Below are 14,692 nucleotides of genomic sequence, written 5' to 3'. Positions count from 1 at the left end.
TTATTAATAAAAGGCAACTACAGAGGGGGAAATTGGATCCCATCTGAGTTGCCATAAAATCATCATACTATTCTTCTTTATATTCGGATTTCGTATCAATCCCAATCATTTTGGTTTTACCATCCCATGTTACACCAATATTGAATGCCTTTGCTATATCGCGGAGCTTAAAGTAGTTATTTCCATCAATATTAAAGGTGATAAGATTAAGCAATGTTCCGTCGAGGTATACAGTGGATGCGGTGATCTTTGCTTCTTTTGATACTGTTTGATCCGATAATGCAAGTTCTCCGCCAACAGTTGTATAGGCTTTGTTCGATTCAAGGCTAATAGCATTTTTCAAATTATCAAAACCAACTCCAAATTGTTTCTCGGAACCATGTACCACTGTAGCAAAATCCCGCAATTTAAAAAAGTTATTGCCGTTGATAGTGTAGGCCTCGAAAGATATTTGTTTATCGTTAACCAACACAATGGAAGCTGTAGGAATAGCATTAACAGTAGGTTCAGACTGAATTAGGTCTAGAGTATAAACTTCTATTCTACTTTGAGCAGCATTGCCCAAATCCTTGTCATAGGAATATGTCCAAAATAGTTTTCCTTCTTTGTAAAGAGGAAGCTTAGAAGTATAAATACGAGTACCCTTCATATTCGTTGCTTCGCGCAAAGTTTCACCATAGGAGGACAATATCATATAGTACGAATTCTTAAAGCTATGGTTCTCAAATTCTTCCCACATAACAATAAACCTGTCATCATCCGTTGCTACAATCCTAGGGTTAGCCACATCCTTATCAGCCGTATATTCAGTTAACCAAATTACACCATAGTCAACCAAATCTTTATCAAGGAAATAACTTCCTGGTTGATTCCCAGTTTCTCCCTTCAGAACACGCTCTTTTCCTTTACTTAGCAAATTAGACTGAATGTCGATTGTATTCCAACTTTTGTTGTCTCCAAGATCCTTCTTTATTATTTGGATAAACAAATTTCGAGATTCATTTCGTTCATTTGGGGCGGGCGCTCCTGACAAAGTCTTTTCTGACGAACCGACTAGAGCATAGCCTTTAGTTCCTTCAGAAATACCACCCAGCTGAGAAAATGTAGCATTATAGCCGTATGGAAATGCTTCACCTTCACGGAAATGAAAAGGTTCAATAGTAGCTGAATCACCTTGTACTACCTTTGTGATTAGAAACCCACGAGGGTACGCATCCCCACGGTCTGCGTATAAAAATCCGCCATCGGAAGTGTTAATGACTTGTTGGTCAAAGGAATGGCTCGAATACGGTTTTGGCATATCGAGCGGCTCCATTGTACTGCTGCTAGCATAAACTACTTGGCTTGCCTGATGGTTCAAACCGTCCGGGCTTTGAAACATTTTTCGGGCAAAATACGCTGATATCGTACCGTTTTTATAAGCAATACTTGCATTCCCTGCATCAAAAGGAATTTTGACATTTAAATCTCCAGCCCTATATTCAGCGCTGCCAACTTTTTTACCACTCGAATTGTATTTCGTAATGATCACATTCTTGCTTGATTTATCAGATTCATCTACCGTTTTTCCCCACAACATATAATAATTACCGTTTTCATCAATTGTCGCTGCACCAAAAAGAGGAAGCTCTTTTGATATTTCAAATGTATTAATACTTATAAACTCTTTATTCAGAATAGTGATATAAACTTTATCATTACCCTCATATAGCAAATTCAATCTTCCCTGATGGTCGAAAAACTCAGATGTTCCCCCAGCAATATTATCGGTTGATCTAGGAAAATCCGAAAACGAACTAACAGTTGGGTTGTTTTCTTTCGTAACTATAACTGACTTTTTAACTATTGTATCGTGAAATTGCCTTGGAAAAACAATAACCTCACACTGATCGGAAAGACCAGATGTGGTTGTCCCAGTGATATATGTAGTGCCTGCTCCAACCCCAGTAACAAGACCACTCTCGCTAACAGTGGCGATCTTGCTATTCTGAGTAGTCCAGCTAATTTTATCGATTCCTTGTCCTGGTATAAACGTAAAATCAAGAACTTCTCCTTGACCCTGTGCGACTATGATACGCTTCTTTTGTAAAGAACCACCCACCGCTTGTTGCCTATACGGGAGATCAGCACTGCCATCCCCTGATTTAAAATTGACAGAAGTTAAATCTAAGTAAATGGCGGGACGAATTCCTATACTGTTATATGCATAGTCATTGTTGATGAATCCTTCGCCACTTACATAGTATTCAACCGAGCCATAATCATTGGAGGGATAAGGAGTCGTTAACCAATAGCTCCCATAACTAACTTCCTTCGAACCGTTGTTACTAGTAGACATGTTTTGGAACGCTTTTAACGTTGGTTTGGCGCGATAGTCCCATCCTCTGTCATAAACGAATTGCTTCAATTCATTAATTGACAGTACAAAGACCTTGTCTGTAACATTTTGATAGTAAGCTTGGTCATAATTCTCGATAACAGCTTTACTATCTTTCCACTCTTCAGATACATATTGATGTGACTCATTACCACCATCTCGTTTGTCTTTATCCAACTCAGTCAACAATACTTTGTTGGTTACTGATTTAATTGCGTTACGCTCAGCTTCAGTAAAATTACTATCAGCAAGAAATCCTTTTTCCGTGTCATAAGAATTATATCCACTATATACATTTGCAGCTGAAGGGGGATTCTGAATCCATGAGATCACGCTATCGCCGCTGTTCAACCATTGCCTAATATTTGAATCATGCCAGTAGTTGCTGCCAAGTTCGATTCTAATAGTTTCCGAGTGTTTACTGCCGCTAGAATCAAATGCTTTATTGGTAAGGATCTTCTCGGCAAATAAAAGCGGATCCCCATCTTTATCAATGTTTATTACCCTCCATAGTATGGGTTCCCCATCATATGAGCCATAATTTATGTAATCCCCTACTTTTACCATGGACGCAGCTTGTACATAATTTTGTATCGTGGGTGTTAATAATCCGTACGTGAGTAGGGCTATTAATAGGATAGCATTTAGTATTTTTTTCATAACTTGTCCTCCAATCTTTGTTTATATTTAGTGTACTGTAAGAAACTTAAAGTGGGTAGAGAAAAAGGACGTACTAACGGATTTTCACCCAATAGTACGTCCTTTACTAGTCAGTTTCACTATTGAAACTTTAATTCTAACCAACGAGGTTTGGATTAAAGTCCTTTTTTGTTGTTGTTATGCAGAAAGGGTAGCATCTTTTCCCCGATAACCATCTCTGACTTACAGACGGGGCAAGTCGGAACATTCTTAAAAGAAAAGTTGTCTCTCATCCAACCAGAGCAGCTTTCACTGCTGCAAGCCCATATGGATGTAGCTTCTTCCGGGATAATTTCCGTAGTTCTCTTCGCAAACATCAGACATCCACTCCTCTATTACTGAAATTCAATTACAGCTTTACTACGTTTTCTGCTTGTGCTCCGCGATTGCCTTGAACCACGTTAAACTCTACTGCTTGACCTTCGTCAAGTGACTTAAAGCCTTCTCCTGAAATAGCTGAGAAATGAACAAAAACATCATCTCCGCCTTCTACTTCAATAAATCCAAATCCTTTTTCTGCGTTAAACCATTTTACCTTGCCTGTTGCCATGTTTAAAACCTCCGTTAGTTTTCGTGTGAAACTCCCTTAATAATATGTCAATGATCCCCTTTATCTATACGGCTTATTTTAGTAAATCAGGAGGTATAAGTAAATTTGCATATACGGACCTTCCGATTTACAATGAAATAAGGTATGGAAGAAAGGATGGATCAATGTGGGCGTGAAATTTGCAAAAGAATATGAGGACATTATTGCCGAATTAGTGCAGGCCATAGGTGAAATGGAGGGCTGCGCTGAATTGTTAGAAATAGAGCCTCAACAGTGGGTAGAGCTTGATGAAGACGAGAGACAGGAATGCTTGCGAACTTTGGCAGATGATATCTTCTATGGATTGGGCTCAGAGCCCGTATTACCATTCGGAGATGGGCTTATTACGTATGATTCAATCAAGCATACGATTCACATCAAATATGCAGATGACAAGATTATCCGAGTGGTACATTTAATTTAATCTATGCTTTCAATTACAAGCAGTTGGCCTTGATCAATCTCAATATGAGCAAATGGCTCAATAATTCGATTGCTAACGCCTAGAGATTGTCCAATTGTAAGCGTAGCTTGATGCAATGGATACTGGAAGCCCTGTAAGGTAATACCCGTTACCTTGGAGGTAAAGGGTAATAAAGAAACATGACTAAAGCGATTGGATCTTTGAAGTCTGGTGGATTGATTAATCAAACGTATGCGATTATGCGAGTCAACAATGGTACAGGTTGTTTGACTCGGCAATGCTTGCGATAATAAATGGATATTAGCTAATGAATGATCAAACCGCGTACCTAAACCGCCATACAAGATAATTTCTTGTGGTTTTTGATCTAGCGCCCAGGAGAATGCCATTTCTGTGTCTGAATAGTCTTTCAAGACAGGGTCACAGGTTAACAATTCTTCACTATTGAGGCGAATTAGATTAAGCTCCGTTTCGTTTACGGAATCGAAATCACCCAAGGCTATATTTGGCCTAATTCCATTCTGCACTAAAAATAGAGCACCGCGGTCTGCACCAACGTATATATCTCCAAGTTGGGTATCCTCTAGCGCCCAAGCGCCTAGAGCCCCGCCTGAATAAATAAGGACGCGCTGCTGCTTCATACATGGTCTCCTTCGATTGCTTAAAGGCATTTCATTCTTGTCCGTTACTTCTTACTCTATTCTATAATAGCATATTTTATGCCTAAAAGGGTAATAAAAAAACGCAAAGCTTCGCATTATATTTATTGCAATAAAAGGATTTATTGATGAATACGGATTAGTGCGCTATTATCGGAGTATGAAGCGGAGGTACTCTTATGCTGAATCTTACTATGGATCAACAACTTAGACTCTATGCGAAAGTGATTGAGAATACACTGCAAGCCATTCTAATTACGGATATTGAAGGTAAAATTATTTACGCAAATGGAGCTTTTTTGAAACAAACGGGTTATGAATTAACAGAGCTATATGGTCAAACACCCCGCATTTTGAAATCAGGTAAGCAAGATAACCAATATTATCATGACCTATGGGAAACACTGCTTGAAATTGGACAATGGCAAGGTGAGCTATGGAATCGTGATAAAAATGGGCGATTATTTTTCGAACAAATAAGTATTAGTGCAGTTAAAGGCGAGCAAGGTGACGTTGCGTATTATGTGGCGATATCCACTGACATAACGACATACAAGCTCGAAAGGGAAAAGCTCGAAGAGGTTAATTCGGTACTGCAGCAGCTTTCTTCGATTGATGGGCTAACATCCATTGCCAACCGGCGCTATTTTGACGAGAACCTAGAACGAGAGTGGAGAAGAGCGATTCGCAAGAAGACAGAGCTTTCACTTATCATGATAGATATTGATTATTTTAAATCCTTTAACGATACATATGGACATTTAAGCGGTGATGAGTGTATTAAAACCGTTGCCCAAGTTTTGAATAGTTCGGTAAATAGACCAGGTGATCTGGCTGCGCGTTTTGGAGGAGAAGAGTTTATTGTGCTGCTTCCAGATACGGAGCTAGAAGGAGCAATGAAGGTGGCGCGGTCCATTCGGGCTACGGTAGAAGCTTTGCAAATCGTTCACGCAGGCTCCTTAATTAACGACTATGTGACAGTAAGTCTTGGGGTAGCTACCATTTCACCGGGTGTGGAGCAGACGGCTAAGGAATTGGTTTATGCAGCAGATCAAGTTTTGTATGAAGCCAAACAAAATGGCCGAAATCGCATTTCTGCAGTCCGGCCCATTTAAGGAAGTTTAATTAAGCATAATAGCGATTCAAAAGCTCTTTTTTGGATATAGCAATAATTTTGGGGACGAGCAATTGCGGTTTGGATTGCAGTCTTTTTTTGCCTTGTGGATGTAAGACGAAAAGTAATAATTTCAAATAATACCGTGTACTGATCGAGAAGATTCCAGTTGGCAAATCAATGACAGAGAACCCAAGTTTTCTAGATCCGCGGTGAATAAGACTTATTCCATATAATCCTTTGACATTGTGCCACTGGGGATCATTCTGCAGCAATAAGTTGACCTGCGGCATGAATACTTCCATTCTCCGAATAATTTGGATGGCTAAACTCATTTCACTTGTTGCATCGGCACTAAGCTGGAATAGAATACTATTATCGAGATGCAGCTCAGCTATCAGATCCCCTTTAACAATCTGTTCTCCATCTTCTAGCGTTAAAATTTCTTTTCCGGTATATTCTCTAACTCGTACTTTAAGTAACGGATTCTGCAGATCTATGGCAACCACTCGGAATAACTTAAGGAATAATCGCTCCCATAACATCCACAAGAAAACAACAGTTTGCTTGGTGCGACTTAGAATTAAGGGGGTAGGCGTTCGTCTATCCTGGTAATTCATCATCTCGTCAATCCGCATACAATGTAAGCCTCTTCGTGTAACATCTTCTAGAACATGGTCTAAGGCTTCTAACATGTAAAAAGGCGCATCATGGTCAGCGCCAAAGGTTTCACCGCTATCGTGTAATAAAATAACGGAACCATCTGTAATTTTGCGCAGCAGCTTGTTCTTGAGATTTTTCTTGCTGATTTGACTGCGCCAATCATAAGCCATTAGTGACCAGAATACGATGTGATATTGATTTTTTAAGAAAAAGTCACCTAGATTAAGAATCCCCCAGGGTGGTCGATAATAAGTAGGACGATCCCCTGTGATAGCTTCGATAATATCAGCGGACTTATGAATATGCTCTTTTTTAATAGTCCATGGTGTCATCAGCCAATTAGAAGCATGAATGTAATTATGAATTCCGATTTGATGCCCTTCATCATGAATGCGTTTAATAATAGCTGGGTTAAGCTCTGCCTTCTGACCGAGAACAAAAAAAGTAGCTTTTACATTATGTTTTTTTAATAAATCCAATAATTGGGGGGTATACTTAGGATCAGGGCCGTCATCGAAGGTGAAGGCAATTTCTCGCCGCACGCTGCCTTTGCGAAATACACCTAATCCAAATATCCTTGTTAATAACCAAGGTATGAACATATAGATTACTAGAAAGATCAGAATCCCCCATAGTAGTTTTTCACGCATGATCTTTCTTCCTTTCTAAGAACCGTATATCGTAAGTATAATCTAAGAACTTCGTCCTGCAAGCTTTCTTCTAAAAAAAAGACTGATATAACGCTGATAACGATATAAACTCCATTTGCTCTGTGGAACAATTCCGCAGCTTTCCGTTAGCAATATCGCGTTTAAAGCATCTAATGTGGAGGACTTCATTTGGAAAGCTTTGGCTTTAAGCTTCAAGGTAAGCAAGATCTGTGGATTGTGAATAATGGCAATTAATTGGTCCAATAACTCCATTTCATCTCTGGCTTGTCTGGCAACGCCTGCTTTTAATAAAAAGGCAGCATTGTCCTGCTCTTGTCCTGGGAGTGGCTTATACAGCAGCATTGGCAATTCTAATGCAAGTGCTTCCGAAATAGTCAATCCACCTGGCTTCGTAACAATCAAATCAGAGATAGCCATAATTTCATGAACATGCTGTATGTATCCAGTTAATGCTATAGAATGCTTAGAATTTTTTAATTCCTCTGTTAGCTTTTGCTTTAGTTTATGATTGTGACCACAAACAATGACAAACTGAATCTTTTTAGGTAAAGCATCGGATTGCAGCAATTGGATGAATTCTTTGCTAATCATGCCAAGACCACCGCCCATGACCATTACAATGGGGAGCTCTGTAGACAAACCGTGCTTTTCCTTAAGCCCAGTTCGATCATACTCTACACAAAAATGAGAGCGTATGGGAATGCCTGTAACAGAAATATCGGATTCTGGAATGCCATGCTCACGCTGCAGAAGCTGACTAACATGATCAGATCCCACAAGATATTGGTCTGTATGGGGGTGAAGCCAGTAGCTATGGTCGGTATGGTCGGTTAGGATTGTAACAGTTGGAACTGTTGTTAATCCTTTGGATTTAAGAATCGAAATTGCGGCAGCGGCAGAAGGAAATGTGCTTACAATGACATCCGGCTGCACTTCCTCTAATAGTTTAACCATTCTGCTCAAACTAAACGAACGAATTTTTTTGAAAATATAGGACATGGTTGTATCATTTCGGGTAATTTGAAATAAATAACCGTAAAAAACGGGAAAGTTTTTAACCAGCTGCAAGTAAAAATATTTACCAACCGAGTGCAGATGAGGATGAGTCCATGCCATGAAGTCGACAATCTCAACCTCAATATCGGGATGAGAAACCAATGAAGCTTCAGATATTGCTCGTGCAGCTTGTTTATGCCCGTCGCCATAATCACCGGATAGAATTAGGATTTTTTGTTTCTTGCATTCATTCATCGGATAGAACACCCCACTATTAATTTCAAGAATAGACACCGTATCCCTATCATGGATGATGTACTCCCTTAATTGTAGTCTATAATTATTAACATTTTATTATGTGAAATATAATTTTTTTCTTAATTTAATTTACAATACAAATAGTAAGAACTTAAAACTTCGCTATTGGTTCGTTATTCTCCTGCTTCTGAATAGAGATTACCACTATATAATGGTATAAAGAAGCATGGTATAGTTTTATAAACTGGAGGAATTGCCTTGATTAAATATGTGATTTTTGATTTTGATGGAACGGTTGCAGACTCAAAGGAGCTTGCATTTGATTTGCTAAATGAGCTGTCTGATAAATATGGATTTCGCAAAATAACAAGGACCGAAGCTAATGCTTTAATGCTGCTTTCTATGAAAGAAAGACTTAAATCTTTGCATGTTCCTTTGGTACAGCTGCCATTTATGGTCATGGAGCTTAAGAAAAATTATGCAAAGATTCTGCCATTTATTAAACCCTTTAAAGGAATCAAGGAAGTGTTGCTCTCTTTAAAGCGCCAAAATATTAAAACGGTAGTGATCTCTTCTAATTCGGTTGAGAATATAAAAAAGTTTTTAGTTAAGCATGAAATGAATTCTTTTGAAACTATCCATTCTCAAAGCAATATTTTTGGTAAACACAGGTCGATCAAAGCTTTGCTTAGCCAACAGAAAATCGGTTTGCAGGAAGTCATTTATATTGGAGATGAACACCGGGATATAGAAGCGTGTAAAAAAGCGAAGATCAAGATTATCTCCGTCAAATGGGGACTGGACCCGGTTGCATTATTGAGGAAGGCAAATCCAGATTACATGATTGATGCTCCTGCGGATATCCTTAAAGTTATTGCTTCACTGAATGCTTGATAAACCACTTTCTAACCAGTTCATCATTGAACTGAAATTATGCTCAGCATCCTGATAACCTTGGTCATAAAGTGATGTCAGTACAAGTGGATTTCTTTCCATACCTTTAGTTTGAATAGTGCGGCTAGGGCGAATCACAAAAGCTGCCTTCGATGCTTCCAGTTGCTTGATTTCATCCAAAGTTTGATTATAAACCTCGTGATGATTGTTTATAGCTTGTCCCAGCTCTTTATATCGACCATAAAACTGCCTAGTCAATAAGGGAAGAAGACGAGGCTTGCGCTGATATTCCCCTGAATTCGTAAGTATTATCACATTCATTCGATTACCATCTGAAATGGATTGCTGGATAGGAATCGGTGCTGTAATTCCACCGTCAAGTAATTGTAAATCTTGATACGGAACGATTGAAGTGATAAAAGGAATGCTGCATGAAGCTCGAATGATTTTGAATATCTCCGTACAGGTCATTTTATCGAAAAACATACAACAGCCCGACGCGCAGTTGGTTACGCCTACTTTGAAAATCTCCTTAGCATGTTGAAACGCCTCAAAATGAAAAGGCTCCAGCGTATAAGGAAGCTCATCAAAAATATAGTCTAAGCCAAGAATACTTTTTCCTCGCCATAGATTACGATAGCTTATATACCTGTGGTCATGAAGATAGTTGATATGCATGTTTCTTCCAAGTCCTTTTTGTCTGGCTAAATAAGCCGATGCATTACAAGCACCTGCTGAAACAGCAGCTACATAAGGGAAATACAACCTTTGCTCCATGTAATAATCCAATACCCCTGCCGTATAAACTCCGCGCATACCCCCACCTTGCAGTACCAGGCCGACTCCATTCATCTTCAAATCCCCTTGTGTCACTAAGATAAGCTTAGCATCCCATCCAGATTGAAGTATTATGCTTGCGCAATATGGAGCAGCATGATTATATTAATTAAACTGATCCAAAATGAATCATTTTACGAATAGATAAATAAACTCTAAAATGGGGGATTATCGATGTGGACGGATAACTGGCTTGAGAAAAATAGATTCCCCGATTTTCTAATTCGAATCGGTATTCGCCGCTTATTAAAGCAACGTTTGAAGGAGCTTGAGCAGGCTAGAAAAACAGATAATCAGTATATGCATACATTTACTAAGAGACTGCGGCAAAAACCAATAGCTGTTCATACAACAGAAGCGAATCAACAGCACTATGAAGTGCCTACCAGTTTCTTTTTTGAGGTTTTAGGTAAGCAGCTCAAATATAGCAGTGGTTATTGGGCGGATTCGGTATCCATACATAACGCATTAGAGCATTTAGATGCTTCAGAAGAGCATATGCTTAAATTAACCTGCCAGCGTGCGGGATTAGTAGATGGACAAGAAATATTAGAGCTAGGCTGCGGCTGGGGCTCGCTTTCCATATATATGGCGTCTAATTATCCACAAAGTCAGATAACGGTTGTATCTAACTCGGCTTCACAAAAAGCATATATTGATCAAGCTGCTCGTGAAAGGGGCTTAACAAATCTTAATGTAATCACAGCAGATATGAATGATCTGGAGCTTGAGGTAAAATTTGCACGTATTGTGTCCGTTGAAATGTTTGAGCATATGCAGAATTATGCTTTATTGCTAGAAAAGCTTAATAGATTTCTCTTGCCGGATGGAAAGCTTTTTGTGCATATCTTTACACATCAATCAACTGCTTATTTATTCGAAGTTCAGGATGAGACAGATTGGATGGCTAAATATTTCTTTACGGGCGGTATGATGCCTTCTGTTGATATTTTTGCTCATTTTAATCACCATCTTGTTGTGGAGCAGCAGTGGAAAGTTAACGGCAAGCATTATCAGAAAACCTGTGAAGCATGGCTGCAAAAGATGGATGCCCATCGACAAACAGTTATGCCGATTCTAGTCGAAACCTACGGTGTAGAACAAGCAACTAAATGGTGGGTTTATTGGCGGGTATTCTTCATGTCCTGTGCAGAGCTATTTGGCCTAAATAAAGGTAATGAATGGTTTGTAAGCCATTATCTATTAGGCAAGCGCGGGGAGGTTACCTAATGGGGCCGAATCCGAGGCTGAATATAGCCATTATTGGTGGGGGAGTTGCGGGACTTACAGCAGCGCATATTCTAGATCGTCAGCATCGAATTACTTTATATGAAAAGAATAATTATGTAGGCGGGCATACGAATACGGTTGTCATCCCAGATGGTCCAGATCAAGGGATTGCAGTGGATACAGGCTTTATTGTGCTTAATAATCAAACTTATCCATTATTTAGTCGGTTATTGCAGCAATTGGGCGTAGCTGTTCGTGATAGTGAAATGTCTTTCAGCTATTACAACGAGGAAAATCAATTTCAATATGCAGGCACTTCGGTGAACGGGTTATTCGCCCAAAGAATAAACCTTTTGCGACCTGCTTTTTATAAAATGCTTCATGACATTACTTATTTCAATAAAAGAGCTCTGGTTGATTTGCATAATGGTGCTTTACTAGGGCTGTCATTGGGTCAATATCTTTTTCGGCTGAATTTTTCTAAAGCTTTTATCCACCAGTACTTGTTGCCAATGGGAGCCGCAATTTGGTCGACACCTGCCTCGTATGTTATGGAATATCCGGTTGAGAGCTTTGTGCGATTTTTCAAGAATCATGGATTGCTTTCGTTAAGTAATCGTCCCCAATGGCAAACGGTTATGGGTGGAAGCCACAGCTATGTAAAAGCATTTCTGAAGCAGTTCTCAGGGGAAATTCAATTGAATGCGCAAATCGCATCTGTACATCGGGATTTATCGGGAGTATCCATGCAAATGAGAGACGGCTCTGAGCGGAAATATGATCGTGTCATTATGGCTGCTCATGCGGATGAATCTCTGAAATTGTTAGCCGACCCTTCAATTGAAGAGCAGAAATGGTTAGGAGCTTGGAAGTATTCCTCCAATCACACAGTGCTGCACACAGATTCCTCCGTGCTCCCACCGCTTAAACGTGCATGGGCTTCTTGGAACTATGGGAAAGAGAAGAATACGGGAGATAATCAACCTGTATCGCTTACTTATTACATGAATCGGTTGCAAGGACTGCAAACTCATGCCCATTATTGTGTAACGTTAAACCGTTCGAAGCCTATTCCAGCTAATCAGATCATTCGAGAATTTAACTATATGCATCCTATGTATTCTTTAGCGGCGTTGGACTCTCAAAGAAAATTGCCTGCATTAAATGGAGTGAAAAACACTTATTTCTGCGGGAGCTACTTCGGTTATGGTTTTCACGAGGACGCGGTTCGGTCAGCGGTGGATGTAACAATGAATTTTGGATTAAGCCTATGAGCCATTCACGGATTTATCAAGGTGAGGTGTGGCATGCCAGATTTAACCCTGTTGGCCATTCGTTTCAATATCCGGTATATTTCTTTTCTTTTCGACTTAGTGAGCTAGAGGGATTGAGCAAGCAGGTACGATTTTTTAGCTACAATCGTTGCAATCTTGTTTCCTTGTATGATCGTGATTATCTATCAGGGAGTGGCAGCATTGAACAAAAATTGCGTCGCATTTTAACTGAAAAAGGTCTTAATGCTGAGGTGGAAGAGATCGATTTGGTTACAACGGCCCGCTATTTCCACTATGTTTTCAATCCAGTTAGCTTCTACTATTGCTATCGAGCCGATCAATCGTTGAGCTGTATTGTTGCTGAAGTCAATAACACATTTGGCGAACGACATGTTTATGTTTTGGATTCCGCAAAAAGTTTGCAGGATGAAAGTAATAGTTATATTTATGAAGAAGCAAAAGCTTTTCATGTTTCACCCTTCAATGATATGGCAGGTTATTATAAATTTTATTTTAGCGATATTACCGAAGAAATTAAGATTAAAGTTGACCTTTACAAAGAAGGAAAGCGGGTTTTCGCAACTATGATGAAAGGTGCTGCATTGCCTTTTCAATCAAGCTCTCTGTTGAGTACGATCATGCGATACCCGCTTTCAACTGCCCTGACGATGCCGCGAATTGTATGGCAAGCAGCAAAAATTCACTGGAAGAAAGGACTTCCCATCTATATGAAACCACAACCGAGCAGTGCCATGACTGTACAAGTAGCCAAACCATCAATTCGCATCCGCATCTGTCAACGTCTTGTTTTTCGATTCTTCTCTAATCTCCAAGTAGGCTGTCTTATCATTCATTTGCCTAATCGGGAGCAGCATGTTTTTGGGGATTCGAGCTCAACGCTCAAAGTAAACTTTTACGTTCGAGATTACCGCGTATTCCTCCGTCTAGCTAAGGATGCTGATATTGGTTTAGGAGAAGCTTATACAGATGGTTTCTGGGATTGTGATCATTTAACTAAATTAATTGAGATTTTTGTGGAAAATCGGCCTTATATCAACGATAATAATTTAATATTCGCTTCATTGGGACGCTTGTTCAACCGTGTAGGGCATATATTTAATCGCAATAGCTTAAGCGGCAGCCGTAAAAACATTTCTTTTCACTACGATCTGAGCAACTCCTTTTATCGCACCTTTTTAGATCCGACCATGACATATTCCTGTGCCTTGTACAATCAGCCTGAAGATAGTCTAGAACAAGCGCAAAGAAATAAATTGAATGCAATGATTGAAAAGGCGCAAATTAAAGCAAGTGATCACGTATTGGAAATTGGCTCAGGCTGGGGAGCGTTTTCTATAGAAGCGGTTAGGCAAACCGGGTGTCGGGTGACGACAATTACTTTGTCGGATCAGCAATATGAGCTTGCTACTAGGCGGGTGCTTGATGCAGGACTGCAGGACCGTATTTCTGTAGAGCTATGCGATTATCGTAAAATGACAGGACAATTCGACAAAATTGTTTCGATTGAAATGTTCGAAGCTGTCGGGCATCAATATTATGGGACGTTTTTTCAAACCTGTGATCGGCTGCTGAAACCAAATGGACTTGTAGCTATGCAGGTCATAACCATTGCGGATCAGAACTATGAGATGTATCGTAAAAGTGTGGACTGGATTCAGAAGCATATCTTTCCTGGAGGTACGGTACCCTCATTGACGGCGATGACAGCTGCCATGACCAAGCATTCCACCTTCATGATTGAGAAGCTAGATAATATGGGAATCCATTATGCACGAACCTTGCGCGATTGGCGTGAAGCTTTTACTAAAAACCAAGCAGATATTCAACAGCTGGGCTTTGATGAAGCCTTCCAGCGCAGCTGGGAATATTATCTTTGTTATTGTGAAGCGGGCTTTAATAAGCGAGTTTTGGGAACCCTGCAATTTGTACTAACAAGAACGAATAACAGTAATCTACCACAAATGGTATAATTTCATAAAAGCATAG

13 protein-coding genes are annotated in these 14,692 nt (G+C 39.7%); 6 read left to right on the top strand and 7 right to left on the bottom strand.

The window, feature by feature from the left end; translation table 11 throughout:
* Positions 1–67: 67 nt before the first annotated feature.
* The 3 genes from EHS13_RS36995 to EHS13_RS28625 form a co-directional block, all read right to left on the bottom strand.
* Positions 68–3,037 carry a DUF6273 domain-containing protein gene (locus EHS13_RS36995; protein ID WP_227013570.1) on the bottom strand — a complete coding sequence of 990 codons (2,970 nt, stop codon included), beginning with the start codon at positions 3,035–3,037 and terminating at the stop codon, positions 68–70.
* 155 nt (positions 3,038–3,192) lie between these two features.
* The gene (locus EHS13_RS28630) at positions 3,193–3,393 is read right to left on the bottom strand and encodes a cold-shock protein (protein WP_319633395.1); all 201 of its coding nucleotides are present in this window, start codon (positions 3,391–3,393) and stop codon (positions 3,193–3,195) included.
* Between the two features lie 32 nt (positions 3,394–3,425).
* A complete protein-coding gene (locus tag EHS13_RS28625; protein WP_155703650.1) occupies positions 3,426–3,626 on the bottom strand; it encodes a cold-shock protein in 201 nt (66 codons plus the stop codon).
* Positions 3,627–3,792: 166 nt separating this feature from the next.
* Here EHS13_RS28625 and EHS13_RS28620 point away from each other — a divergent pair, with 166 nt between their 5' ends.
* Entirely contained in the window at positions 3,793–4,089 is a 297-nt protein-coding gene (locus EHS13_RS28620) for a hypothetical protein (RefSeq protein ID WP_155703649.1), read from the top strand.
* Here the strand turns inward: EHS13_RS28620 and EHS13_RS28615 are convergent.
* Positions 4,086–4,730 (bottom strand): thiamine diphosphokinase, encoded by a 645-nt coding sequence (locus EHS13_RS28615; protein WP_155703648.1) that lies wholly within the window; start codon positions 4,728–4,730, stop codon positions 4,086–4,088. The genes EHS13_RS28620 and EHS13_RS28615 overlap by 4 nt on opposite strands.
* A gap of 197 nt (positions 4,731–4,927) precedes the next feature.
* On the opposite strand from EHS13_RS28615, the gene EHS13_RS28610 reads away from it, so the two are divergent.
* Positions 4,928–5,863, top strand: a complete 936-nt coding sequence (locus EHS13_RS28610) for a diguanylate cyclase (RefSeq protein ID WP_155703647.1) — start codon at positions 4,928–4,930, stop codon at positions 5,861–5,863.
* A 10-nt stretch (positions 5,864–5,873) separates the two neighbouring features.
* Here EHS13_RS28610 and EHS13_RS28605 read toward each other — a convergent pair whose 3' ends face one another.
* The gene (locus EHS13_RS28605; RefSeq protein ID WP_155703646.1) at positions 5,874–7,175 is read right to left on the bottom strand and encodes a polysaccharide deacetylase family protein; all 1,302 of its coding nucleotides are present in this window, start codon (positions 7,173–7,175) and stop codon (positions 5,874–5,876) included.
* Between the two features lie 42 nt (positions 7,176–7,217).
* Positions 7,218–8,486: an MGDG synthase family glycosyltransferase gene (locus EHS13_RS28600; protein WP_227013568.1), complete on the bottom strand. Its 1,269-nt coding sequence runs from the start codon at positions 8,484–8,486 to the stop codon at positions 7,218–7,220.
* A gap of 222 nt (positions 8,487–8,708) precedes the next feature.
* On the opposite strand from EHS13_RS28600, the gene EHS13_RS28595 reads away from it, so the two are divergent.
* A complete protein-coding gene (locus EHS13_RS28595) occupies positions 8,709–9,344 on the top strand; it encodes an HAD-IA family hydrolase (protein ID WP_162463300.1) in 636 nt (211 codons plus the stop codon).
* Here the strand turns inward: EHS13_RS28595 and EHS13_RS28590 are convergent.
* Positions 9,330–10,196: a patatin-like phospholipase family protein gene (locus EHS13_RS28590; RefSeq protein WP_155703643.1), complete on the bottom strand. Its 867-nt coding sequence runs from the start codon at positions 10,194–10,196 to the stop codon at positions 9,330–9,332. The genes EHS13_RS28595 and EHS13_RS28590 overlap by 15 nt on opposite strands.
* A gap of 159 nt (positions 10,197–10,355) precedes the next feature.
* On the opposite strand from EHS13_RS28590, the gene EHS13_RS28585 reads away from it, so the two are divergent.
* From EHS13_RS28585 to EHS13_RS28575, 3 genes are read left to right on the top strand one after another with little or no spacing between them, the layout of a single operon-like run.
* Entirely contained in the window at positions 10,356–11,411 is a 1,056-nt protein-coding gene (locus EHS13_RS28585) for an SAM-dependent methyltransferase (protein WP_155703642.1), read from the top strand.
* Positions 11,411–12,685, top strand: a complete 1,275-nt coding sequence (locus EHS13_RS28580; RefSeq protein ID WP_227013566.1) for an NAD(P)/FAD-dependent oxidoreductase — start codon at positions 11,411–11,413, stop codon at positions 12,683–12,685. The genes EHS13_RS28585 and EHS13_RS28580 overlap by 1 nt, the downstream gene beginning before the upstream one ends.
* Positions 12,682–14,676 (top strand): DUF1365 family protein, encoded by a 1,995-nt coding sequence (locus EHS13_RS28575; protein WP_155703641.1) that lies wholly within the window; start codon positions 12,682–12,684, stop codon positions 14,674–14,676. Before EHS13_RS28580 ends, EHS13_RS28575 begins: the two co-directional genes overlap by 4 nt.
* Positions 14,677–14,692 lie beyond the last annotated feature (16 nt).

The sequence above is a fragment of the Paenibacillus psychroresistens genome (assembly GCF_009728935.1).
GTDB classification, from domain to species: Bacteria; Bacillota; Bacilli; order Paenibacillales; family NBRC-103111; genus Paenibacillus_AC; species Paenibacillus_AC psychroresistens.
Note: the sequence above shows the minus strand (reverse complement) of the source record. Positions and strands in the feature narration are given on the sequence as shown.

Excerpts from the sequence above, each read along its gene's own strand:
- EHS13_RS36995 (WP_227013570.1), bottom strand. The coding sequence starts at position 3,037 with ATGAAAAAAATACTAAATGCTATCCTATTAATAGCCCTACTCACGTAC.
- EHS13_RS28630 (WP_319633395.1), bottom strand. The coding sequence starts at position 3,393 with ATGTTTGCGAAGAGAACTACGGAAATTATCCCGGAAGAAGCTACATCC.
- EHS13_RS28625 (WP_155703650.1), bottom strand. The coding sequence starts at position 3,626 with ATGGCAACAGGCAAGGTAAAATGGTTTAACGCAGAAAAAGGATTTGGA.
- EHS13_RS28615 (WP_155703648.1), bottom strand. The coding sequence starts at position 4,730 with ATGAAGCAGCAGCGCGTCCTTATTTATTCAGGCGGGGCTCTAGGCGCT.
- EHS13_RS28610 (WP_155703647.1), top strand. The coding sequence starts at position 4,928 with ATGCTGAATCTTACTATGGATCAACAACTTAGACTCTATGCGAAAGTG.
- EHS13_RS28605 (WP_155703646.1), bottom strand. The coding sequence starts at position 7,175 with ATGCGTGAAAAACTACTATGGGGGATTCTGATCTTTCTAGTAATCTAT.
- EHS13_RS28590 (WP_155703643.1), bottom strand. The coding sequence starts at position 10,196 with ATGAATGGAGTCGGCCTGGTACTGCAAGGTGGGGGTATGCGCGGAGTT.
- EHS13_RS28585 (WP_155703642.1), top strand. The coding sequence starts at position 10,356 with ATGTGGACGGATAACTGGCTTGAGAAAAATAGATTCCCCGATTTTCTA.
- EHS13_RS28580 (WP_227013566.1), top strand. The coding sequence starts at position 11,411 with ATGGGGCCGAATCCGAGGCTGAATATAGCCATTATTGGTGGGGGAGTT.
- EHS13_RS28575 (WP_155703641.1), top strand. The coding sequence starts at position 12,682 with ATGAGCCATTCACGGATTTATCAAGGTGAGGTGTGGCATGCCAGATTT.